The 24624-nt window shown below is 67.5% G+C and carries 19 protein-coding genes; 14 read left to right on the forward strand and 5 right to left on the reverse strand.

Annotation, left to right across the window (positions count from 1 at the left end):
- Positions 1-74: 74 nt before the first annotated feature.
- On the reverse strand, positions 75-1010 hold the full coding sequence (locus tag ACIA8C_RS41135) for an EamA family transporter (protein ID WP_397144594.1): 936 nt from the start codon (positions 1008-1010) through the stop codon (positions 75-77).
- Positions 1011-1117: 107 nt separating this feature from the next.
- Between ACIA8C_RS41135 and ACIA8C_RS41140 the strand changes: the two genes are divergently transcribed.
- Positions 1118-1618, forward strand: coding sequence for a MarR family winged helix-turn-helix transcriptional regulator (locus ACIA8C_RS41140; protein WP_397144596.1), 501 nt, complete (start codon positions 1118-1120; stop codon positions 1616-1618).
- Between the two features lie 98 nt (positions 1619-1716).
- On the opposite strand, the gene ACIA8C_RS41145 is transcribed toward ACIA8C_RS41140, so the two are convergent.
- On the reverse strand, positions 1717-3990 hold the full coding sequence (locus tag ACIA8C_RS41145) for a SpoIID/LytB domain-containing protein (RefSeq protein WP_397144598.1): 2274 nt from the start codon (positions 3988-3990) through the stop codon (positions 1717-1719).
- A gap of 337 nt (positions 3991-4327) precedes the next feature.
- On the opposite strand from ACIA8C_RS41145, the gene ACIA8C_RS41150 reads away from it, so the two are divergent.
- Positions 4328-6946: an N-acetylmuramoyl-L-alanine amidase gene (locus tag ACIA8C_RS41150; protein WP_397144600.1), complete on the forward strand. Its 2619-nt coding sequence runs from the start codon at positions 4328-4330 to the stop codon at positions 6944-6946.
- 293 nt (positions 6947-7239) lie between these two features.
- On the opposite strand, the gene ACIA8C_RS41155 is transcribed toward ACIA8C_RS41150, so the two are convergent.
- Together ACIA8C_RS41155 and ACIA8C_RS41160 are read right to left on the reverse strand one after the other, a co-directional pair.
- Positions 7240-8040 carry an HAD family hydrolase gene (locus ACIA8C_RS41155; protein ID WP_397144726.1) on the reverse strand — a complete coding sequence of 267 codons (801 nt, stop codon included), beginning with the start codon at positions 8038-8040 and terminating at the stop codon, positions 7240-7242.
- A gap of 104 nt (positions 8041-8144) precedes the next feature.
- Entirely contained in the window at positions 8145-9308 is a 1164-nt protein-coding gene (locus ACIA8C_RS41160) for a hypothetical protein (protein ID WP_397144602.1), read from the reverse strand.
- A gap of 240 nt (positions 9309-9548) precedes the next feature.
- Between ACIA8C_RS41160 and ACIA8C_RS41165 the strand changes: the two genes are divergently transcribed.
- From ACIA8C_RS41165 to ACIA8C_RS41215, 11 genes are all read left to right on the forward strand, one after another.
- On the forward strand, positions 9549-10526 hold the full coding sequence (locus ACIA8C_RS41165; RefSeq protein WP_397144604.1) for an ABC transporter permease: 978 nt from the start codon (positions 9549-9551) through the stop codon (positions 10524-10526).
- On the forward strand, positions 10523-11443 hold the full coding sequence (locus ACIA8C_RS41170; protein WP_397144606.1) for an ABC transporter permease: 921 nt from the start codon (positions 10523-10525) through the stop codon (positions 11441-11443). Before ACIA8C_RS41165 ends, ACIA8C_RS41170 begins: the two co-directional genes overlap by 4 nt.
- Positions 11440-13320, forward strand: coding sequence for a dipeptide ABC transporter ATP-binding protein (locus tag ACIA8C_RS41175; protein WP_397144608.1), 1881 nt, complete (start codon positions 11440-11442; stop codon positions 13318-13320). Before ACIA8C_RS41170 ends, ACIA8C_RS41175 begins: the two co-directional genes overlap by 4 nt.
- Positions 13321-13467: 147 nt before the next feature.
- Complete coding sequence (locus ACIA8C_RS41180) at positions 13468-15150, forward strand: ABC transporter family substrate-binding protein (protein ID WP_397144610.1); 1683 nt, start codon at positions 13468-13470, stop codon at positions 15148-15150.
- Positions 15147-15809 (forward strand): hypothetical protein, encoded by a 663-nt coding sequence (locus tag ACIA8C_RS41185; RefSeq protein WP_397144612.1) that lies wholly within the window; start codon positions 15147-15149, stop codon positions 15807-15809. Before ACIA8C_RS41180 ends, ACIA8C_RS41185 begins: the two co-directional genes overlap by 4 nt.
- 3 nt (positions 15810-15812) lie before the next feature.
- Entirely contained in the window at positions 15813-17048 is a 1236-nt protein-coding gene (locus ACIA8C_RS41190) for an MFS transporter (protein ID WP_397144614.1), read from the forward strand.
- 184 nt (positions 17049-17232) lie between these two features.
- Entirely contained in the window at positions 17233-18033 is an 801-nt protein-coding gene (locus ACIA8C_RS41195) for a FadR/GntR family transcriptional regulator (protein ID WP_397144616.1), read from the forward strand.
- A gap of 23 nt (positions 18034-18056) precedes the next feature.
- Positions 18057-18773: a sterol desaturase family protein gene (locus tag ACIA8C_RS41200; RefSeq protein WP_397144618.1), complete on the forward strand. Its 717-nt coding sequence runs from the start codon at positions 18057-18059 to the stop codon at positions 18771-18773.
- Positions 18774-18978: 205 nt separating this feature from the next.
- A complete protein-coding gene (locus tag ACIA8C_RS41205) occupies positions 18979-19188 on the forward strand; it encodes a heavy-metal-associated domain-containing protein (protein ID WP_397144620.1) in 210 nt (69 codons plus the stop codon).
- A 30-nt stretch (positions 19189-19218) separates the two neighbouring features.
- Positions 19219-20154, forward strand: a complete 936-nt coding sequence (locus tag ACIA8C_RS41210) for a hypothetical protein (protein ID WP_397144622.1) — start codon at positions 19219-19221, stop codon at positions 20152-20154.
- A gap of 80 nt (positions 20155-20234) precedes the next feature.
- Complete coding sequence (locus ACIA8C_RS41215; protein ID WP_397144624.1) at positions 20235-22481, forward strand: heavy metal translocating P-type ATPase; 2247 nt, start codon at positions 20235-20237, stop codon at positions 22479-22481.
- A 291-nt stretch (positions 22482-22772) separates the two neighbouring features.
- Here ACIA8C_RS41215 and ACIA8C_RS41220 read toward each other — a convergent pair whose 3' ends face one another.
- A complete protein-coding gene (locus ACIA8C_RS41220) occupies positions 22773-23663 on the reverse strand; it encodes an NAD(P)H-binding protein (RefSeq protein WP_397144626.1) in 891 nt (296 codons plus the stop codon).
- An 86-nt stretch (positions 23664-23749) separates the two neighbouring features.
- Between ACIA8C_RS41220 and ACIA8C_RS41225 the strand changes: the two genes are divergently transcribed.
- Positions 23750-24622, forward strand: a complete 873-nt coding sequence (locus ACIA8C_RS41225; protein WP_397144628.1) for a hypothetical protein — start codon at positions 23750-23752, stop codon at positions 24620-24622.
- Positions 24623-24624 lie beyond the last annotated feature (2 nt).

A 24624-nucleotide genomic window follows, 5' to 3' on the forward strand; every position in this document is an offset into this window, starting at 1 on the left:
TCCCTTCTCATCTCGTCGGTGTAACCAGCATGCAAGTTGACGCTACGTCAAGGTCAACCCGCTTTATCGGCGGTTCAGCGCGCCGCCGCCGGGACGGGCACGGCCGGTTCCGCGACAGTGGCCGCCTTCGGCTTACCGGCCATTTGACCGAACACGGTGCCTGCCAGCGCGATCACCAGGCCGATCATCTGCAGTGGGCTGAGCGCCTGACCGAGCGCGATCCAGCCGATCACGGCCGCCGACACCGGGCTCAGCAGACCGAGGAAGGCCACCGAGGTGGCGGGCACCTTGGAAATCCCGCGGAACCAGAGCCAGTAGGCCGCCGCGGTGCCGACGATGCCGATGTACAGGTAGCCACCGATCGCGTCGGCGTCCAGCGCGGGCGGCGCACCCTCGACGAGCAGGGCGAGCGGCAGGATGAACAGACCACCGGCGGTGAGCTGCCAGCCGGTCAGCGCGAGCGGGCCGACGCCCGTCGGCCGACCCCACCGCTGGGTGAGTACGGTGCCCGCCGCCATGGACGCGGCACCGCCTAGTCCGGCGACGACGCCGACGGTGTCGAGTTGCGCGTTGGCCCGCAGCACCACGAGCGCGACGCCGAAGACGCCGATCAGACCGGCAAGCACCTTGCGCCCGTTGGGCTTCTCGGCCAGCACGACGGTGGCCAGGCCGAGCGCGAACATCGGCGCGACCGCGCCGAGCACGCCGGCCACACCGCCGGGCAGCCGGTACGCGGCGAGGAACAGCAGCGGGAAGAAGGCACCGATGTTCAGCATGCCCAGCGCGGCGGCCCGGCCGATCCAACGTCCGCGCGGCAGCACCCTGGTGATGGCGAGCAGTGCAAGGCCGGCGGGCAGTGCGCGCATGAGCGCGGTGAACAGCGGGCGGTCCGGCGGCAGGAACTCGGTGGTGATGGCGTAGGTGGAGCCCCAGACGATCGGGGTGAGGGCGGTGAGCGCCAGGGTGCCCGCGTACGAGTTTCCGGTGCGCGGGGTGGTGCTAGTGGTCATGTCGTTCGCTCCTCATTGATAATCTCAACGTTGAAATATCTACTCGCCCGAGTACCTCAGCGTCAAGTAAATCAATGTTAAGGTTCTCAATGTAGAGAGGAGCGGCCATGGCAGACGCGGTGGACCTGTTCATCCAGCACTGGAATCGGGAGCGGCCGGAGGTCGACGTCTCGCCGATGGCCGTGATCGGCCGCATCCAACGGTTGTCGCGCCTCTTCGAGCAGGAGCTCAAGCACTTCTTCCACGAGTTCGGGATCGAATTCTGGGAGTTCGACGTGCTCGCCACGCTGCGCCGTTCCGGCGGCGAAGCGGGCCTCACCGCGGGCGCGCTGATCAAGGTGGCGATGGTGACCTCGGGCGCGATCACCAACCGGATCGACCGGCTGGTGGCCAAGGGGCTGGTCGAGCGCATGCCGTGCCCGGAAGACCGCAGAGTGATCCGGGTCCGGCTCACCCCTGCCGGTCGTCAGACGATCGACGACCTGCTGCCGAAACATATGGCGAACGAGCAGCGGATACTCGCGGCGTTGAACATGGAATCGCGTGAGCAGCTCGCGGGGTTGTTGCGGACGCTGGCGGAATCGTTGGGGGATGAGGTAGAAGACTGAGCCGCGGTATGCGGTAAGCCCGGTCTGGCCGGACACTTTCGACGCCCGGCGTGCTTATACCGTTGCAGCGCAACGAGAATGTCCGCCTAGACCGACCCTCACCGCCGTGTGGCAGCAGTCCCCGACGACCCGGGCGATATCGGGCTACTCGTCGCACCCCTCGACGGGATCGGAATCCCCGGCGTCGGACGCGGTGTCGGCGTAGCCGCGGTCGTCGGCGCGACCGTGCTCCCGGGTGACGCCGAATTGACGGGTGGCACGAAGCCGATCGGCGGCGCGGACTCGAACACGGGCGGCACACCCACCCCCGACGGGACCGCCTCGGGCACCGGCAGTGTGCTGACCCCGGACGACGCTGTCTCCGGCACCGAGGGCACGTCGGTGGCCGACGGCTCGGACTCGAATTCCGACGGCACATCGGCATCGGCAGGACCCGGTTCGACCCCACGCACTGTGCTGACATCGGCCGTTGCGGACGGCACCCCCGTAACGGCCGAAACCGCCGCGGCCACTGAGCTCGCACCAGACGGAACCGACTCGGAGACAAGCACTCCGATACCACCCAACCGCGCGGACCCAACCACCGACGAAACGCTCGCACGAGACCGAACCCACTCGGACACAGGCGCTCCGCTGACCTCAGGCGACATACTCGCAGGCCGCGCGGACTCAGACGTTGCGTTGGCATCCGATGGCACTGGTTCAGACGCCAGTGGAACACTCCCGGCCGACACCGGCGCCGCGATGCCATCAGATGACGCTGCCCTGGACACTGGCGCAACACTCCCAGCCGACGGGTCCGGCGGCGCGATGCCACCGGCTGGTGTGGGCTCAGGCGCTGACGGAACCTGCTCTGGCACAACCGCCTCCGACGACGCCGACGGCACCCTCACCGGCGGCGGGGACCCAGGCGTTGCGATCGCATCCGATGGCGCTGGTTCAGACGCCAGCGGAACATTCCCGGCCGACGAGTCCGGCGGCGCAATGGCACCTGTTGATGCGGCCCCAGGCGCTGGCGGAACACTCGCAGCTGACGGCGACGCCGCGATGCCGGATGACGCAGGGTCAGGCACCGGCGGAACACTCGCAGCTGACGGCGCCTGTGGTGCGATGGCACCGGGCGTCCCGGTCCTCGGCGCTGGCGGAACCTGCTGTGGCACAACCGCACCCGGAGGGGCGGGGGGCACGCTGGCATTCGATGGGCCGCTCTTCGGTGTCGGCGGATCCGGTACCAACTGCAGCAGGGTGGTGAAGTCGACAACTTGGGTGCCGAGGGTGGCTGTCGAGATGATGACGCCGTTGGTGAACATCCGATACCTGCCCGCGTTCTGCGGCAACGCCATCTCCGGGCCGAGGGGCTGGCCGACTTTGCTTGCCGCGCCGCCGATCCGGCGATATTCCACATCGATCGGTGATTCGCCGACCGCGACCTTCGTGCGCGGATCCACCGGAGCGGTCGGCGCATTGGGCGCGAGATCGCTCAGTGCGGGCCCCACCTCGAAGGTGTAGATGTCGGCAGGTTCGCCGCCGCCGGGCGCGGAGGAGTACTCCGACCGCAGGATTCGCCCGTCGCGCAGCAGGACGGTCCCCGCGGTGGACGCGACGGCGGCGGCCGCGCGCGGATCCTCCTTCGCCGTACCGGGATACGCCTGGCAGTCGGTGGTGTCACAACTTTGCGCGAACGGAAAACGATGCTCGGCAAGGACATACGAGCGGGCCGCGATTGCTTGCGCGCGCAAAGCTTCGACTCCGCCCTTGTCTGCCCAGTTGGCCTGCACCTCGGCCGGAATCACACCCAGCAGGTAGTCCTCTACGTCGACGCGGTTGACGGTGCGCGCCGCGCCGTTCTCCGTCGCCACCCCGAGCACACCGCGATACGCCGAACCACCGCAGAGGGTCAGGTGTTCGGCGGCGGGACGGTTCGGTCCCGGGTCGATCGGATAGACCCACGGGTCGTCGGTGGCCGCTTGCCACAGCACGTCGCCGTCGCAGCCGACCGTCACCACCACGTTCGCGCCGCCGGTGGGCAGCGGGGTGAGATGTGCGGCCTGCCCGGCCTCGACCAGCTGACCGGCGACGCGAAGACCGGCGCCCGCGAAGGTGTCCAGGGTGGCGTCGTCCTGGGCGGTGAGCCGGATCGCCACCGTGTTTGCCGGAACGGTGCCGAGCGTGGCGCCGGGGTAATAGTGCGCGAGGATGTTTTCCGCGGTCTGCCCCTCCTGAGCGTTCGCCAATGCCCCCAACTGACTCATCCCGCGCCCGTGGCCTGGTCCCGCCACGGTCCGGTACGGCGTTTCCCCCGGCCACACCCACAGCACGAGCACGGCACCGACCGTCAGCGTCGCACCGCCGGTGACCAGCAGCGAACGCACGGATAGCGCAGGTTGTCCCGGCCCGCGCCGACGCTGCCCCCGGCGTGCCGCTCGTTTTGCTTTGCGCGCGGATTTCACCCGCATTTGTGCTCCCCCCGTGCTCTTTCGTTCCGGTGCTTTGTGGCGTCGCATCCGTTCACTCCCACGGTATTCCGGGGCCGGGCGGATTGGATACCTGTCGGCATGTCGTTCCATCCGGCCGCATTCCGAGAGCTACATTCGAGCAATCACATAATCCTCAACCAGAGGTTTAGATATGTGACAGTTGTGACTATTGTGATCGTTGATACATCAGGAAGCAACCCTGGTTTTGCACACGATCACTGGTTCGACCTGAATGGAGACGCTCGTGCCCTACCGCAAACCGAAACGTTCCTACGTCCTCCCGGTTGTCACCACCCTTGCGGTAGCGGCCCCGCTCGCAGCGCTCACAATGAGCGACTCGCCCGACTATCGCGCGACCACCGGCTCCGAGCTCGCCGCCGTACCGGCGCAGCTGGCCGAGGTCGTGCTGAACTCGGCGCCCGACATCGTGCTTCCGCTGCGCGAACTCACCGGATTGGATCTACCGGATCTGCACCTGTCGGATCTGCGCATGCTGCCGCTACCAGCGTCCATTCCCATTCCGGATGGACTACCACTGCCACCGGGTGTGCAGCTACCGAAAGAAATTCCGCTACCGAAGTTGAATGGTCCCCACCCGGCCACTCCCGGCCAGCAGAGCGCGCCAGGTCAGAGCACCACACCTGGATCGAACGCCACTCCCGGGCAGGGCCTCGCGCCAGGGCAGACACCATTTCCCGGGCAGGCCGCCGCGCCGAATCAGCACAGTTTTCCCGGGCAGGCAGCCACGCCGAACCGAAACAGCATTCCGGGCCAAGCCATTGCGCCGAGTCAGAACACCATTCCGGGGCAGGCTATAACGCCAGGCCAGAACACAATTCCGAACCCGGCCGCCGCGCCGACCCAGAACTCGCTTCCAGGACCGGTCACCGCGCCGACGCAGAACTCCCGCCCGGAGCCGGTCACCGCGCCCGATCAAAACACCATTCCGGGCCAGGTCGCCAATTCGGGGCAGACCGCCCAGGCACCGGCTCAATCTGCTCCGAGCGGCACCCGTTTCATCGCCGATCCCAGCCGACTCGAACCGGGCACCACCCCCGACACGCCCGCGCTGGCTCCGGGCGCGGTCCCGCCCGCACTGGCCGACCAGGTCGGCGCGCAGGTCAAGGAGCTTTCCAGGGACACTCCCTTCAGCGTGGTCGCCCTCACGGCCGCCGATCTGACGCACACCAAGGCGACGCTGCGCGCCCGGCAACCCGACGGCAGCTGGGGGCCCTGGTTCAACACCGAACCGGTGGACACCCGCCGTACCGACCGCGCCGCGGCAGGCGGCAAGACCGGCACCGAGCCGCTCTACGTCGGCACAACCAACGCCGTGCAGATGCTGGTCACCCGCAAGAACGCCGCCACGACCGCAACGGACACCGGCGCACCGGACCAGCCCGCACCGCGCTCGGACGATCCCGCGCAGATGTCGGGCATCGATCTGACCGCCGTGCTCATCGATCCGGGTCGCGGCGCCATCGACGGCGCGCTGCACAAGGTCGCCGCGCCCGCGCCCGGCGGCGGACCCAAGGTGATCTCCCGCGAGGGCTGGGGCGCCGACGAGAGTATTCGCTGCGAAGAACCCACCTACGACGACGGTCCCGGCAAGGACGGCCTCGGCGGCATCACCGTGCATCACACCGCGGGCCGCAACGACTACACCCCGGAAGAGTCCGCGGGCATCGTCCGCGCGATCTACACCTATCACGCGCAAACGCTGGGCTGGTGCGACATCGGCTACAACGCGCTTGTCGACAAGTACGGCCAGATCTTCGAGGGCCGCGCGGGCGGACTCGACCGCGCGGTGCAGGGCGCGCACGCGGGCGGTTTCAACGAGAACACCGCGGGTGTCGCGCTGATGGGCAACTACACCGTTGACCCGCCCACCGAGGAGTCGATCGAGGCGATCGGCAACTTCATCGGCTGGCGCGCCAAGATCGCACACCTCAATCCGCAGGGCAAGACGGTCATGTACTCCGAGGGCACGGAGTACACCTCGTACGCCATGGGCCAGGCGGTCAACCTGCCGATCGTGTTCGCCCACCGCGACGTCGGCAACACCACCTGCCCCGGCGACGCCGCCTATGAGCAAATGGATCGAATTCGCGAGATCGCCGCGAGTGTCGCGGGCGGCACCGGCCTCGCGAACAGCGGAAACGGCGACGGTACCGACAGCAACGCGAACAACGGGACCGGCACCGACGGCGCCGCGAACAGCCCCGCCCCACAGGCCGCACCGCACAACAAGCCCGACCTCTCCGCGCTGGCCGCGCTCACCAAGAAGCTGCTCGGCATGGTGAACGAGAACCCCATCGCCAAGCACTGGGCGGACAAGGGCGGTCCCCGCGGACCACTCGGCGCCGCCCAGACCGAGCCGATGCCCGCCGCGCAGGGCCAGCAGTACGCGAAGTTCGCCAACGGCTACGTCTACACCGCGCCGGACGGCAAAATCATCGAGGTGCTCGGCAAGATCCTCGACCGCTTCCTGCAGCTCGGCGGCGACACAGGCGTGCTCGGGCTCCCGACGAGCGACGCCTACAACGTCCCGAACGGCCAGCGCTCGGACTTCCAATACGGTTCGCTGATCCTCAACCAGGTGACCGGCATCGTCACCACCGTGTGGAAGACCTACAACGACACCCACCCGCAGGACGCAGGTCGCCCCGCACCGGCCGCCGCGCCCGCACCCGCCGAATCCTCCAGCCCCGCTGAGGTTCCGGCTCCCGTCGAAACGCAAGCTCCAGCAGCACCGGCCCCCGCTGACCTCCCATCCCCATCACCCGACGCTCTCCAGTTCCCGGCCCCCGAAGATTTCCTCCCGACCCCCGCCCCCGAACCAGCGGGCTGACCCGCTACCAACCCACTCGGAGCTCGCCGCCGTAATCCCATCAACGGCCGCGAGCTCCGATCACGTTCACGGCACCTCATCTTTTCGCATACCGCGCGCACATCGGCAGGCAAGCTGTTGCGCACCAAGCAAATTCGCGCCCCGCGATAACCGGCACTGACGCGGCGCCGCGGGTGTGCGCGCACCCAACCCGAGGTGGCACACTCGCTCGCGCTGCGCATCTTCTCGCACGCTGCGCATGAGCCAGCTGGTAATTTCTTGCGCGGCAAACGAATTCGCGCGCGAGGACTAGATCAGATCCACCAGCGTTCGAGGATGCGGGCGACGCCGTCGTCGGAGTTGGATTCGGCGACCTCGTTGGCGGCGGCTTTGGCTTCGGGGTGGGCGTTGGCCATCGCCACGCCGTGGCCCGCCATGGTGAGCATCGGGACGTCGTTGGGCATGTCGCCGAACGCGACGATGTTCGCGGACTCGACGCCGAGGCGCTGTGCGACGATCGCCAGGCCGGACGCCTTGGTGACGCCGGGTGCGGACAGCTCGATCAGTCCGTGCTCGGTGGAGTAGGTGATGTCGGCGCGCTCGCCGAGCACCGGGGCAAGCACCGCGCGCATGTCGGAACTGCGCGCGCCGGGTAGTCGGATCAGCATCTTGATCGCAGGCGCGTCGATGACCTCGTGGCGGGCCACCGTGGTGTCGTCCGGGTTCAGCCAGGCGTGCTCGTACAGCGGGGAGCTCACGAACTGCGGGGTGACCGCGTCGTGCGCGCTCTCGCCGACCCGCTCGGCGGCGAGCCCGCACCCGGGCAGCGCCTCCTCGGCCGCGTCCGCGATCCAGGACAGCGTCGGCACGTCCAACGTCATGCTGGCCAGCACCCGATCCGTGGCGCTGTCATAGATGACCGCCCCATTGCCGCACACGCACAGCGGCGCGTAGCCGAGCCCGTCGACGACCGGATCGATCCAGCGGGGCGGGCGTCCGGTGGCGAGCACGAACGGCACACCGTCGCCGATCAGCGCGTCCACCGCGGCCTTGGTGCGCGCGGTGACCCGCTCATCGTGATCGATGAGGGTGCCGTCGACGTCGGTCGCCACCATCTTCGGCTTGGGCAGGTGCAAGAGGGTCACCTATTCCATCCTGCCGGACAACCGTCTCGCAGTGACGGGGGTATCACCAGGAAGGTGGTCCGCGGTGCCCGCGGCTACGCGGACGGTGGACGCCAAGCGGTGTCATCCGAAGGCGGTGGTGGGGCGGCAGGAGCCGACGACGGTGGCCGCAGCACCGTCTCATCGTCGCGTCCGATGGCAGCGGGTGCGCCCCAGGCCGATGGGGACTGGGGCGACGGCCATGCGGCTTGATCGTTCGGCATTGCGGCACCCGGGGATTGTGGCGCCAGGGGTGGTCCGCCCAGCTGAGCCGGGGCCGAGAGGCCTGGCTGTGCGGGTGCGCCCCACACGGGTTGCGGTGCGGCCGACTGCTTGTCGGCCTCGTCAGTGGTTCCCGCAGCAGCGGGTTGCGGCCAGGCCTGGACAGGTTGCGCGGGCGGGCTGCCTGCTGGCGCCTGCTGCCATGCGGCCTGACCAGCGGGCGCGGGACCACCGGCGGGTCCCGACTGCTGCCAGCCCGGTCCTGGCTGGCTCTGCGGAACCTGCGACTGCTGCCCTTCGGCCTGGTCAGGGCCTGCCGCGGCGCCCGGCTGCACAGGCGGCCAGACCGGAGCGGGTTGCCCCCATCCGGCTTGCGGCTGCTGCGCATCGATCTGAGCGGCGGCGCCCGGTTGCGCGGGAGGCCAGGCCTGGGGCGGGCCGGGATAGGGGTAGCCGTACTGCTGCGGGGCGGCGGCGACCGGAATGTGCGCCAGCCAACGGCTCGTCGCGGGCAGCAGCGCGAGTATTGCCGTGGCGATCGGGAAGATCAGACCCAGCAGGCCGCCGATCCCACCACTGATGGAGCTCAAACTGTTCGAAGTGGTGGCGAGGGAGTGGAAGAGCACCGAACCGACGATTCCGGTGGCGATCGCCGCGACACAGCCGAGGACAATAAGCACCCGGCCGAACGATTTCCTGCCGAACAGCGCGACCGCGCCGACCCCGAGCACGACCGCGATAACCAGCCCGAGCGCACCGGACACGATGGCCCAGCTCTGATACCAATCTTGGGAGAACAGCCCGGTCGTGTCGTATTCATCGAGTCGTGAGCCGATGAACCCGAGCGCCAAACTCAGTCCGCCGCCGAACAATTCGCCGACCGCACCGACCGCAGCCAGCACTCCGGCGGTGATCGCGGTCGCCCCGCTCGGCGCCGACATTCCGGCCGAATACGCCGGATACGGGTTGTACCCACCCGGATATTGCGGATTACTCACAACTCCCCCTTGCCGACACTCGGCTCCGTCGTTCGCAAAAGCGTGCTGTGCCTTCGTTCCACTCGCTGACTCGCACTCATGACTCCCCCTTCGTCGCGTCGCACCGACCGCGTACACATGTGCCGCAAGAATAAAGGACATGCCCGAGCCCCGCGTGACACGCGCGTCCGGGTCTTCGTCCTTATGATCAAGGGCTAATACTCGACGCTGGTCCGTCCAGCCGAAAGACCACGAGGACTGATGACCGGCTTCCTGCTACGACGCGCGCTTCACTATGTCGTGCTGTTGCTGCTGGCGTCGTTCCTGACCTTCAGCTTGGCGTCGCTGACGTTTCGCCCGCTGGACAGTCTGGAACAACGCAATCCGCGCCCGCCCCAGGCGGTGATCGATGCCAAAGCCGAGGAATTACACCTCAACGACCCGATCCCGCAGCGCTATATCACCTGGCTGAAAGGGATACCGCAGGGAGATTTCGGGAAGACCCTCGCCGGGCAGCCGGTGAGCGCGGAACTGCCGCGCCGGGTCTCGGTGAGTCTGCGGCTGCTGATCATCGGATCATTGGTCGGCACCGTGCTCGGCGTCCTGATCGGCGCCGCCGGTGCGATCAGGCAGTACAAATTCAGTGATTACTTCACCACGATCATCTCGCTGCTCGTGCTCAGTACGCCAGTGTTCCTGTTGGCGACACTCTTGAAGTACGGTGCGCTGGAAATCAATTCGCTCACCGGTTCGCAGATATTCCTCTACACCGGGGAGACCTCGGCGAATCGGATCGACGGATTCTGGCCGCAACTGCTCGACCGGCTACAGCACCTGGTGCTGCCGACGGCCGGCCTCGCCCTCGGCGGCATGGCGGGCTACAGCCGCTACCAGCGCAACGCGATGCTCGACGTGCTGCAGAGCGATTTCATTCGCACCGCCCGCGCCAAGGGCCTGACCCGCAACAAGGCGCTGTACAAGCACGGCCTGCGCACCGCGTTGATTCCGATGGCGACGCTGTTCGCCTACAGCCTGCTCGGCCTGATCACCGGCGCGACGTTCACCGAGAAGATCTTCGGCTGGCACGGCGTCGGCGAGTGGCTGATCGATTCGATCACCGCCCAGGACCTGTACCCGGTGGTAACGGTGACCGCGTTCGCCGGCCTGGTGGTGCTGGTGTCCGGCCTGCTCTCCGACATCATGTTGGCTCTGCTCGATCCCCGGGTGCGTGTGCGATGACCGAAGCCGAAATTATCGTCCAGGGCGCACCCGAGCCCGCCGCGGCGGGCCGGAGCAAGCTGGTCCTGCGCCGGTTCCTGCGTAACAAGCCCGCGGTGATCAGCGCGGTGATCCTGGTCCTGCTGTTCATCGCCAGCTACGCGTTGCCGCCCCTGCTGAAATACGACTACCAGCAGCTGGATTACACCGCCCTGCTGAAGCCGCCCAGCGGCAGACATCCCTTCGGCACCACCCCGATCGGGCAGGACGTACTCGCCCAAACCCTGCGTGGCATGCAGAAGTCGCTGCTGATCGGCCTGTGCGTCGCGCTCATCTCCACCACCATCGCCGCGACGGTGGGCGCGACGGCCGGGATGCTCGGCGGCTGGACGGACCGCGCACTCATGTGGCTGGTCGACCTGCTGCTGGTAGTGCCGACCTTCATCATCGTCGCGCTGTTCGCGCCGCGGACCAAGGGCAACGGCTCGATTCTCCTGCTGATCCTGCTGCTCAGTGTGTTCGGCTGGATGATCAGTGCACGCATCGTGCGCGGCATGACGCTCAGCCTGCGCGACCGCGAATTCGTCCGGGCCGCAAGATATATGGGCGCACCGACGCGCACGATCATCGTCCGCCACATCCTGCCGAACATCGCCTCGATCCTGATCATCGACACCACACTGGCGGTCGGCGGGGCCATCACGGCCGAAACCGGGCTCAGCTTCTTCGGTTTCGGCGTGCAGCCGCCGGACGTCTCGCTCGGCTCGCTCATCGCGTCGGGCACCAAGTCGGCGCTGACCTATCCCTGGCTGTTCCTGTTCGCCGGTGGCCTGCTGATCACCATCGTGTTGTGCGCCAACCTGGTCGGTGACGGCCTGCGCGACGCGTTCGATCCCAGCGCCAAGCGGGCGCGCTCGAAGAAGAAGGCAAAGGTATGACGGGCGCAGACCCCACCGAGAAGGTCGTGGTCGAGAAGAGCTTCACCGCACCGCTGCTGGAGGTCACCGACCTGCGCGTGTCGTTCCCCAGCGAGGAGGGCCGCATCGACGCGGTGCGCGGTGTCAACTACACCGTGTCCGACGGCGAGGTGCTCGCCATTGTCGGCGAATCCGGTTCCGGCAAGTCGGTCTCTTCGCTCGCGGTGATCGGCCTGCTGCCCGAGCAGGCCAGGATCGGCGGTTCGATCCGGTTGCGCGGGCGCGAATTGCTCGGCCTCGGCGATCGTGAATTGTCCAGGCTGCGTGGCAGTTCCATCAGCATGGTGTTCCAGGACCCGCTCTCGGCGTTGACCCCGGTGTATCGGGTCGGCGAGCAGATCGCCGAAGCCCTGCTGGCGCACGGCAAGATGAGCAGGCCCGAGGCAGCGGCCAGGGCAGTCGAGTTGCTCGCCCTGGTCGGCATCGAGGAACCCCAGTTGCGCGCCAAGGCTTTTCCGCACGAGTTCTCCGGCGGCATGCGCCAGCGAGTGGTCATCGCCATGGCAATCGCCAATGACCCCGCGCTGATCATCTGTGACGAGCCGACCACCGCGCTCGACGTCACGGTGCAGGCGCAGATCCTGAACCTGCTGCGCAAGGCGCGCGATATCACCGGCGCGGGCGTCATCATGATCACCCACGACATGGGTATCGCCGCCACCCTCGCCGACCGGGTCGCGGTGATGTACGCCGGGAAGATCGTCGAAACGGCCACCACCACCGAGCTTTTCAGCGCGCCGCGGATGCCGTACACGGTGGGCCTGCTCGGCTCCATCCCGCGGATGGACCGCCCGGCCCGCCAGCCGCTGATCCCGATCGTCGGCGCGCCGCCCGCCATGCACGCCCTGCCAGCGGGCTGCTCGTTCGCGCCGCGCTGCCCGATCGCGATCGATGAATGCCGAGTCGCCGAGCCACCGTTGGAGATGACCAACCCCGGGCACGCCGCCGCCTGTATCCGCACCGCGGAGGTCGGCAGCGACGAGCTGTTCGAGGCATATCGGCAGGAAGTCACCGAGCCGAGGATCGAGGCCGAGGTCAGCGACCAAGTGGTGCTTCGGATTTCGGAGCTGGTGAAGACCTTCCCGATCACCTCGGGCATCCTGTTCAAGCGCCGCAAGGGGGAGATCCGCGCCGTCGACGGCATCAGCTTCGAGGTGCGCGCGGGCCGCACGCTGGCCCTGGTCGGCGAGTCCGGTTCCGGCAAATCCACCACGCTCAGCCAGATTCTCGACCTGGTCCGGCCGGAATCGGGCACCATCGAGATCATGGGTAGCGACGTCGCGACCCTGACCAAGGCGCAGAAGCGGGAGATCCGCCGAAAGGTGCAGATCGTCTTCCAAGATCCGACCGCATCACTCGATCCGCGGCTGCCGATCTTTGACGCGCTCGCCGAGCCGATGCGCATCGACGGGCGCTCGCGCGACGAGATCGGCCGCCGGGTACCGGAACTGCTCGAACAGGTCGGCCTGCGCCGCGATCATGCCGAGCGCTACCCCGCCGACTTCTCCGGCGGACAGAAACAGCGCATCAGCATCGCCCGCGCGCTCGCGCTGGACCCCGAGATCCTGGTGCTCGACGAGCCGGTGTCCTCGCTGGACGTCTCCATCCAGGCCGGCGTGCTGAACCTGTTGCGCGACTTGCAGATCGAGCGCGGCCTGTCCTTTCTGTTCGTCTCACACGACCTGTCCGTCGTACGCAACCTGGCCCACGACATCGCGGTGATGTATCGCGGCAAGATCGTCGAATCCGGTCCGGCGGAACATATCTTCGACGACCCCCAGCACTGGTACACGCGCGCTCTGATCGACGCGGTGCCGGTTCCGGCCGTCAGCCGATAGGAGCAGAGCGTGATGCCGATCCGAAGGCAACTGGAGCGTGCACGCCGATATCGCCAATTGCGGGGCGGCCGGGCTGGTCTCCTACAACTACACCAAAATCGGTTTCGTCAAGTGATTACGCAGGATCCCTGCGGGAAGGAGCGAAACATGCGGGTTCGTTCATGGACAACGCGATTGGCGATCCCACTGGTCGCCATCGGGTTGATCGCGGCAGGATGCAGTTCCGACGACACCAGTGCGCCTGCGGGTTCTACCGATGCACTCGGCACTACCAACGACATCAATCCGAAAGACGTCAGCGAACTGCGGGACGGGGGAAACCTGCGGCTGTCGCTCAGCGCACTCCCGCAGAACTGGAACGGGCTGTCCAACGACGGAAACGACGCTGAAACGGCCGCCCTCCTACGGCCGACTATGCCACGCGCTTTCAAAACCGATGCGGCGGCAAATCTTTCGGTCAATACCGATTACTTCACCGATATCCAGCTGACCAGCACCGAACCGAAACAGGTGGTCACTTACACCATCAACCCCAAGGCGGTCTGGTCCGACGGCACGCCGATCACCTGGGAAGATATCCAGTCGCAAGCACACGCGATGAGCGGCGCGGACAAGTCGTTCCTGATCGCGGCCACCGCGGGCTTCGACCGAGTGGAAAAGGTCGAACGTGGGGTAGACGATAAACAAGCGGTCATCACCTTTGCGAAGCACTACGCCGACTGGCGTGGGCAATTCGCGGGCACCACGTTCTTCTTCCCCAAATCGGTCACCTCGACAGCGGAGGCCTTCAACAAGAGCCTGATCCAGGACCCTGGGCCGAGTGCGGGGCCATTCATGGTGCAATCCGTCGACCGGGCACAGGGCCGAGTTGTACTCGGCCACAACCCGAAGTGGTGGGGCGACAAGCCGAAGCTCGACACGATCACCTTCAGCGTCCTCGACAACGCGGCGCAGCTGCCTGCCCTGCAGAACAACGAGATCGACGCCGTCGGCATCGCCAGCCGGGATGAGCTGAAGACCGCGCAGAACACCGCGGGCATCGCGCTGCGCCGGGCGCCGGGCAACCAATGGTCGCACCTGACCTTCAACGGTGCGTCGGGCTCCATTCTCGCCGACGCCAAACTGCGGGTAGCGATTTCGAAGGCCATCGACCGGCAGGCCATCGCGACCGCGACGCAGAACGGCCTGGTGGAGAACCCGAAGCCGCTGAACAATCACATCTACATGCGAGGCCAGGAGGGCTATCAGGAGAACAACCTGCCCTTCGATCCGACCGCAGCGGCCAAGGAACTGGACGATCTCGGGTGGAAACTCAACGGGGACGTCCGCGAAAAGGACGGCCGTAAGCTGGAGATCCGCGATGTCATGTACAACCAGGACGTCTGGGTCCAGATCGCCCAGATCATCCAGCAGAACCTCGCGCAGGTCGGCGTCAAGCTGAACATCGAGACCAAGCCGGGCAACGGCTTCTTCACCGACGGGATCATTCCGGGCAACTTCGATGTCGGGCAATGGAGTTGGGTGGGCGATCCGTTCCCGCTCAGCAGCCTTTCGCAGATCTGGGGGTACAACCCCGATGACGTGCAGGGCAACTACGGCCGGATCGGCTCGCCCGAGCTCAACGACCTGATCGAGCAGGCGGTGTCGGAGCTCGACCCGAAGAAGGCCATCGAACTGGCCAATCAGGTCGACCGCAAGGTCTTCGAGGAAGGGCACTCGCTGCCGCTCACTCAGACACCGGGCAATATCGCGGTCCGCGCTAACCTGGCGAACTTCGGTGCGGCAGGCCTGGCGACCTACGACTACACGAAAATTGGCTTCGTGAAGTGAGTTTCGGATCGGGCCGGCCCCTGGCCTATCCGATCAGCGTGACGATCGGCGCCCTGGCGGTATGCCTCGCCTGGGCGCCGTTCGGCGATCTGGACCAGGTGGCGGCGTTGGCCACGGTGGGTTTGGGGATCATCGGATACTCGGGTTACCGAATCGCGGTCGCGCAAGGGCTTCTCGCGTTCTGGCCGTCGGGAACGACACGCACCGTTGGCGTTTCCCGCATCCGCCAACAGCATCGACTGGTCAGCCGCTCCTGGCTGGAGATCAGCGGGACCGGCCGACCCCGTTGGCTCCCGGTCTATTTCGACTCGGCGTTGCTGAGTATGACCGAGTCCCGGGCCGGCCTCACCGATCGAACCATCCAGGTCGCGGGCCATCGGCTGTACCCTTCCGGTCGTATCCGCAGCACCGAACCTCCTGGGCGTCTCATCGATAACCCGTCCCTGCCGGATCCGGACGCCCCGGCCCGCACCACCACGGCGATCCGCGTCCGTCGACGCCTGCTGCTCGACGCTCAATCCGCCGTTGCCGCCCCCTTCGCGGCCCTACTGTGGATCTATGTCGACAGCGGCGGTTTCACGACCTTCCTCGCCGCCACCTCCGTCGCCGCGGCGACCGCCCTCTGGCTCTCGGCCGTTCGTGGCTCCGACCCGAGCTGAGTCGTGATCGCCCGGTCCACCCTGACGGCGGAACCGAAGCTCCCCAACGACTTTCATCGATTATGGGCTGCGTTCACCGTTAGTCAGCTCGGAAGTTCGCTCAGCGCAGGCGCATTGCCGTTGATCGCGATCATTGTGCTCGGCGCATCCGACTTTCGGGTGTCGCTGCTCGCGGCCCTGTCGGCCGTGGTCAGCGCGGCTATCGCGTTGCCGCTCGGGCCCTTTGTCGAGTTTCGCCGCAAACGTCCGGTGATGATCGGCATGGACATTCTGTGCTTCGGTGCACTGACGACCGTTCCAGCGGCGATGGCGTTCGGGGTGCTCAGTTACAGCCAGTTGTGCATTGTGGCCACCATCCAGGTGCTCGGCACGATGGTTTTCAACGCGGCCAGCGGTGCGCATCTCAAAGCGCTGGTGCCGGGGCCGATGCTGACCACCGCGAACAGCCGATTCGAGACGACGGCCTGGACCGTCTCCGGTCTCGGTGCCCCGATCGGCGGCGTACTGATCGGGGTGTTCGGCGCCGGGGCCACCGTGCTGCTCGATGCCGTCAGTTTCTTGTTGTCCGCGTGGGGGATTCGCTCGCTGGAACGACCCGAGCCAACCCCGCCGGTCGCGCACGCCGAGCGCCACTGGGTCGCCGATATTCGCGCCGGATGGGCCTACATTTTTCGGCATCGCACCCTGCACGCGCTGTTCTGGAACGCGATGGTCTTCGGTGGCGCGATCCGGCTCACCGGCCCGCTGCTGGCGATACTCATGCTGCGCGATTTGCACCTCGCGCCATGGCAGTACGGAGTGGCGCTCGGAATTCCGAGCTTCGGCGGAATCATCGGATCGCTGCTGACGAGCCGACTGATCGTCGGCCTCGGCGAACGCACCGTGCTACTCGGCTTCGGCGCGCTGCGCACGTGCTGGATGGGCTTCCTCGTGTTCGCCGGGCCGGGGATCGCCGGATTGGTTGTCGTCGTCGCGGCGGAGACCGCGCTGCTGTTCTGCGCAGGGGTGTTCAATCCGGTCTTCACCACGTTCCGCATGCGCGCGACGGACGACGAGTTCATGTCACGGGTGGGTATCGCGTGGTCTATCAGCTCCCGCAGCTGCCAGCCCGCATTCATCGCGCTCGGTGGCGCGTTGGCCACCGTCACGAGTGTCCGTTTCGCGATCGGGTGCGCGGCTGTCGCCCTCCTGGCCAGCCCGCTCCTACTCCCGTGGCGCACCTGGACTATCCGCCCCTAGCCAGGCCGCGGGCACGGGTGCCGTACGCACAACAAGGGTTCGGTAAGTGCTACGCCGGGCGTCGGGCCTGATCAGACCGACTCGATGGCTCAGCGAACGAGATACGGCGGCGACTACACATGAACAACATCCTAATTGGTCTGACCACTTGACCTCCTGACCTATTTGGGCGCAGAGTGGGGGTATGGCGTTGCAACCTGTGGTCAAGCGGTCGGTGTCGGGGGATGTTTTCGAGCAGATCGCGGCGGATGTGCTGAGTGGGGAGTTGGCGCCCGGGGCGACGTTGCCCAGTGAGCGGCAGTTGGCTGAGGCGTTAGGGGTGTCGCGGCCCGCGGTGCGGGAGGCGTTGCAGAGGTTGGCGGCGGCGGGGTTGGTCGCGGTGCGGCAGGGGGACGCGACGACCGTGCTGGATTATCGGCGGGGGGCGGGGTTGGAGGTTTTGCCGCGCTTGCTGGTGCAGGCCGGGGAGTTGGATCCCGCGGTCGCGCGCAGCATTCTGGAGGCGCGGCTGCACAACGGGCCGAAGGTGGCCGAACTCGCGGCGGCCAGCATGACCGACGAGTCACAATCCGGCGACGACGCGAGCGCTACACCGCACACCGCGACGCCGCCCGACAATGCCCACGGAAACACTGCCGCGCATCGCGAGGCGGTGCGGGCGACGTTGGCGCACTGCCTCGAAGCGCTCGCCACCGAGGAAGATCCCGTGGCCGAACAGCGGCACGCGATGGAGTTCTGGGATCACGTGGTCGACGCGGCCGACTCGATCGTGTTCCGGCTGATGTTCAACATGTTGCGCGCCGCGTATGAACCAGCGCTCGCGGCGCTGGCCCCGATCATGTCCGCCGAGGTGGGCAATGTCGAGGCCTACCGCGAACTGGCCGCCGCCATTGTGGCGGGCCGGCCGCAAGAGGCCGCCGATATCGCCCGGGCGTTGCTCGAGCCGGCGACCACCGCACTGATCGAGGTCCTCGGCGACCACTGATCACGCTTCACCTAGGAAATGCGATGACGAAACCCCATTCTTCCGAGCAGGATTCGGTCGAGGCGAACGCTCGCGCGCGGGTGCGCGACGACGAGCGGTCGCTGCGCCGCGGACTCACGCTCGGCGCGGCCTTCCGCGAGTTCCTGCGCCATCCCTCGCCGTGGCTGATCGGGCTCACGCTGATCGCGGCGCTGGTCGGCCGAATCCTGGTCGGCGACTGGCAATTGACCGACGCGCTGGTGCCCGCGGCCATGCTCGCGGTGTTCCCGGTTTTCGAATGGATCGTGCACGTCACCGTATTGCATTGGCGGCCAAGGCAACTCGGTCCGATCCCGATCGACAGTGAGCTTGCCCGTAAACATCGCGAGCACCACGTCGACCCGCGCGATATCCCGCTGATCTTCATCCCGACCAAGACGCTGTCGGTGCTGGTGGTGGTGCTGATCGCGCTGGCCGCCTTCGCTTTCCCCCGCCTCGGCCTTGGCCTCACCTTCCTGCTCACCATCACACTCCTCGGCCTCGGCTACGAGTGGACCCACTACCTGATCCACACTGACTACAAGCCGAAAGGTTCGCTCTATCGTGCGGTGTGGCGCAATCACCGCCACCACCACTACAAGAACGAGCACTACTGGTTCACCGTCACCACCTCCGGCACCGCCGACCGCCTCTTCGGCACCCATCCCGATCCCGCCGACACCGAAGCCTCGCCGACCGCCCGCAAACTGCACGCCGGCTGACCGACCGCCGACCCGAGCCGTCGCCCTGATCCCCAGGGCGGCGGCTTTTTTCGTGCCGTCGGGGCGACCCCTACCAGCCTGTTCGTCCGGCTGTGACCAGGTGCACTCCCATCGACGCGAATCTCCGTCTTGACGCAGTACCCTAGGGGGGTATGGTAACTACTAGCAGAACGGCAACGGCCGTCGCCGCAGAAGGAGAAACACCATGAGCACCGCAATCACCGTGACCGTTACCGGAATGACCTGCGGCGGCTGCGCCAACCGAGTTCGCGACGGGATCGGCCTGCTCTCCGGCGTCGACGGCGTCGCGGTCGACCTGCCCACCGGCCAGGTCACGGTCGAGAGCGCCGCCGCGATCGAGCGCGACACCATCGTCGCCGCCATCGACCGGGCCGGCTACGCCGTCGCCGACTGACGCAGGCACCACCCGGAAACGGAGCATCCGATGAACGCATCCACCAAGTTCGCCGGCTTCGCCCTCGGCCTCGCCGCCGTCTTCGGAATCGCCCTTGCCACAGGTGCCGCGATCGGCCCCGATCCCGCCGCCCCCGAATCACCCGCTCATGCGGACGAGTCCACCGCCCGTCCGGACCACGCACCTGGAGGAATGATGGCCACCGACAACGGTTACACCCTGCGGCTCGACACCGCGCTCACCACCGCGGCACCGGACGTCGCGTTGCGCTTCCGCATCCTGAACCAGGACGGCGCACCGGTCACCCGCTACCAGCCCAACCACGACAAGGACCTGCACCTGATCGTGGTCCGGCGCGACATGGCCGCTTTCCAGCACGTGCACCCCGTCCTCGGCAGCGACGGAACATGGAGCGTCCCACTGGATCTCACCCGCGCGGGCGACTACCGCGTGTTCGCCGACTTCATCCCAGAGGGCGGCCAGAACCTGACCCTCGGCGCCGATCTGCGGGTCGCGGGCAACTACGACCCGCAGCCACTGCCTGCCACGGCGACCACCGCCACCGTCGGCGGCTACACCGTCACCCTCGACGGAACCGTCGCCGCGGGCCGGGCCTCGAAGGTCACGCTGTCGGTGCACCGAGACGGCAAGCCGGTCACCGACCTGCAGCCCTACTTGGCGGCGTACGGTCACCTCGTCGCGCTGCGCACCGCCGACCTCACCTACCTGCACGTCCACCCGGACGGCCACCCTGGCGACGGCGTGACCCCGGCCGGGCCGGGTATCACCTTCTACGTCACCGCACCGAGCGCGGGCGACTACCGCCTGTTTCTCGACTTCCAGCACGAAGGAGTGGTCCGCACCGCCGAATTCACGCTGACCGTCGACCAGGGCACCGCGGCGGCCGAGCCCGTGACACACGACGGGCACGGCGCACCCACCCCGGAACCGGCGCACAGCCACTGACGGTCGCGCGGCACGGAGTCGTCGTGCGGCCCCGCAACGACTGAATCTCCACTACCGTGCCGCACAGAACGGAGTACACGATGACCACCACGGCACAACCACCCGCCAGCGGGCAGGTCGAACTGGTGATCGGCGGCATGACGTGCGCGTCCTGCGCCAATCGCATCGAGAAGAAGCTGAACAAGCTCGACGGCGTCACCGCGACGGTGAACTACGCGACCGAGAAGGCGCGGGTCGATGTCACCGGTGACGTCTCGCCGGAGCAACTGATCGCCACGGTCGAGCAGGCCGGCTACAGTGCCACGCTGCCCGCGCCGAAAGTCACGGAAACCATTGCGGCCGAATCGGATCCGACTGCCGCGTTGCGCACCCGACTGCTGGTCTCGCTGGTGCTTACAGTGCCGGTCATCGCGATGGCGATGATCCCCGCGCTGCAGTTCACCAACTGGCAGTGGCTGTCGCTGACGCTGGCCGCGCCGGTCGTGGTGTGGGGCGCGCTGCCGTTCCACCGTGCGGCGCTGACCAACCTGCGCCACGGCACCGCCACCATGGACACCCTGGTGTCGATGGGCACCCTCGCGGCGTTCGGCTGGTCGCTGTACGCGCTGTTCTGGGGCACCGCGGGCATGCCGGGCATGAAGCACCCGTTCGAATTCACCATCTCCCGGATGGACGGCTCCGGCAGCATCTACCTGGAGGCCGCCGCGGGCGTCACCACCTTCATCCTGGCCGGACGCTTCTTCGAAGCGCGGTCCAAGCGCCGGGCCGGTGCGGCGCTGCGGGCTCTGCTCGAGCTCGGCGCCAAGGAGGTTTCGGTGCTGCGCGACGGCACTGAGCAGCGGATACCGGTGGAGCAGTTGGCCGTTGGGGATCAGTTCGTTGTTCGCCCCGGTGAGAAGATCGCCACCGACGGGGTGGTGGTCGAGGGCTCCTCCGCGGTCGACGCCTCGATGCTGACCGGTGAGCCGGTGCCGGTGGAGGTCGGCGCCGACGACGCCGTGGTCGGCGCCACGGTGAACGTCGGCGGGCGGATCGTGGTGCGCGCCAGCCGGATCGGGTCGGACACCCAGTTGGCGCAGATGGCGAAGCTGGTCGAGGACGCACAGACCGGCAAGGCGCAGGCCCAGCGGCTGGCCGATCAGATCTCGGGCTTCTTCGTGCCGATCGTGATCGCGCTGTCGGTGGCGACGCTCGGCTTCTGGCTCGGCACCGGCGGTTCCGTCGCGGCGGCCTTCACCGCCGCGGTCGCGGTGCTGATCATCGCCTGCCCGTGTGCCCTCGGGCTGGCCACGCCGACCGCGCTGATGGTCGGCACCGGTCGCGGCGCGCAACTCGGCATCCTGATCAAGGGTCCCGAGGTGCTGGAATCGACCAGGCGGGTGGATACCGTGGTGCTCGACAAGACGGGCACCGTCACTACCGGCCGGATGACATTGCTGAATGTCGTTGCCGCAGCGGGTGAAGACAGCGACGAGGTGCTCGCACTCGCTGGGGCACTGGAGGATTCGTCCGAACACCCGATCGCGCAGGCCATCGCCAAGGGCGCCAGGGAGCAGGTCGGCGGGCTGCACACGGTCGAGGGCTTCGCGAATATCGAGGGCCTCGGCGTGCAGGGCGTGGTGGACGGGCACGCGGTGCTCGTCGGGCGGGCCCGGCTGCTTGCCGATTGGGCACAGCAGCTGGATGCCGAGTTGGCACAGGCCATGCGGGCCGCCGAAGCCGAAGGTAAGACCGCGGTGGCGGTGAGCTGGGACGGTAAGGCGCGCGGTGTGCTCGTTGTTGCCGATGCGGTGAAACCGACGTCGGCTCAAGCTATTTCGCAGCTGCGGGCGCTCGGCCTCACGCCGATCATGCTGACCGGAGACAACGCGGCGGCCGCCGCGGCGATCGCCGCACAGGTCGGCATCGACGAGGTGATCGCGGAGGTGCTGCCGCAGGACAAGGTCGACACCGTCAAGCGGTTGCAGGCCGAGGGCAGGGTCGTCGCGATGGTCGGCGACGGCGTCAACGATGCGGCCGCGCTGGCGCAGGCCGATCTGGGCTTGGCCATGGGCACCGGCACCGATGTGGCCATCGAGGCCAGCGATCTCACGCTGGTGCGCGGCGATCTGCGCGCCGCGGTCGACGCGATCCGGCTGGCCCGCCGGACCCTCGGCACCATCAAGGGCAATCTGTTCTGGGCCTTCGCCTACAACGTTGCCGCGATCCCGCTGGCCATGGCCGGCCTGCTGAACCCGATGCTCGCGGGCGCCGCGATGGCGTTCTCCTCGGTCTTCGTGGTCAGCAACAGCCTGCGCCTGCGCACCTTCCGGTCCACCGCGCGGTAACGGCGGAAAACCCGACGGGACGGCACCCGACGGTGCCGTCCCATTCGGCCGTTCGGGCTACTGCAAGACGCCGCTGTTTCCCAATGCCATTGCGGCACTACCCGTTGCCCATGCCGCGGCGGCACTACCGGTCGCGGCCAATAGGGAAAGCAGAATCATGAGTTCGACCTTTCGTAGAAACAACAGGCGAAAGTTACTGCCGCCCAACAGCACTCCACAATGGCCGGGCCAGAACTCTCGGCAACCTCCCGCGCAATTGCCAGCCGATTCACAGCCGGTGATTCGGCGTCGCTACGCGATAGTTCCGCGGGCGCGAGAGGATGTTGTGGGTGCCACACGGAACACCGCGGCGTGATCGGCGGCCCACTCGGCGTAGGTGCGGGGTGCGCGGCCGAGGGCTTGGCGGAGATCGTCGGTGACCACGGCGTTGCCGCCGCTGCGCACATAAGCCTGACCCGCGAGGGCAGCGTCGATGAACGCTTCGGACAGACCTGCTGCGCGCATGTGTTCGCGCGCAGACTCGTTCGGCACGTCGACGACCTCCAGCGGCTGGCCGAGCACCTCCGCGAGCACGGCAACCTGGTCCGCGCTGGTCAGCAATTCCGGACCGGTGAGGGTGTAGACGCGACCCGCGTGATCGGACGTCAGCAGGGCTTGCACAGCGACCGCGGACACGTCGCGCGGATCGACGACGCCCTGCTGGCCGCTGCCGGTCATGCTGGGCACCGGCTGGCCATTGCGGATCGCGTCGGCCCAGCCCAGGGTGTTCGAGGCGAAGGAACTCGGGCGCAGGATGGTCCAGTCGACGCCGCTCTCGCGGGCCGCCTGTTCGCCGGGTAGATGCCAGGTGCCGATGCCGCCGACCGCCTGCTCGCCGGTGCCGATGGCGGAGAGCTTCACGATGCGGCGAACTCCGGCGTCGCGCGCGGTGGTGATCAGGGTCCGGTCGGCGTCGACGTATTCCGGGCCGAGGATGCCGACGATGAACGCCGCGTCGGCGCCGGCCGCGGCCGCCGCGATCGAGGCCGGGTCGTGGTAGTCGCCGCGGACCACCTCGACGCCGGCGGGCAGGTTCGCCTGGGCCGGGTCACGGGTGACGGCGCGCACCTGCTCGCCGCGCGCCGCCAACTGCCGGACGATTTCGCTGCCGATGGTGCCCGTGGCACCGGTGATCAGAATCATGAGCCCCACGCTGCCGCCCAGACCACCGGGTTCTCTAGGAAATTTCGGCACAGCCACCGAGCCGCCCAGTGCTTACAGTGGATTCGGTGACCACCATGCTGCGTACGGCACCTGTCGTCGTGACCGCCGACCTCGTCGAGGCGACGGTGCCCGCGCCCGAGTCGTTGCGGCCGTGGTTCACCGAGCTCGGGCGCATTCCGACGATGCGCGAGCTGGCCGATTCGTTCGCGCATATCCCGCAGGCCGCGACCACGATCGTGCTGCGCAGCCAGGAGTCCGGGCCGCGCGAGGCGCTCGTCATCGGACCGCAGACCAGAGCGCTCTACTCGCATCCGAACAAACCCGCGTCGTGCCTTCGGCTGCGCTTGGCGCCCGGCGCGGCCCGGCCGCTGCTCGGCGTGCCGGCGGCACTGCTCACCGATCGGGTCATCCGCCTCGCCGACCTGCCAGGTATCGCCGCCGATCTCGCCGATGAACTGCTCGAGCTGAGCGCCGACGAGGTCTTCCAGTTTCTGGAAACCGCACTACCGCAACGCATTTCCGAGGACGCGACCCGACGCGCGCAACGCGAGGTGCTCCGCTCGGCCATCGCGGCGCTCTCGGCGGAGCCGAACGTTCGCTCCATGCGCACACTGGCGTACGACCTCGCGGTAAGCGAACGCCAACTCCGCAACCTGTTCACCGCCGGAATCGGCGTCTCCCCCAAGCATTTCGCCCGCATCGATCGGCTCCGTCGCATCCTGACACAGGCCCGAGCCATACCATCGACCCAATTACCTTCCAACACAGGCAATTACGAGCCGACAACCGCCCTAGCTCGACTCGCCGCCGACAACGGCTACTTCGACCAATCCCACATGACCGCCGACTTCCGCACCCTCATGGGCGTCCCACCGAGCTCATTCCTACGCGGCACCGTCCCCGCCCCATCCCCCTGCCGCCCCCTCGACCGCCTCTGACC

This window comes from Nocardia sp. NPDC051321, assembly GCF_044455225.1.
In the GTDB taxonomy this organism is placed as follows: Bacteria; Actinomycetota; Actinomycetes; order Mycobacteriales; family Mycobacteriaceae; genus Nocardia.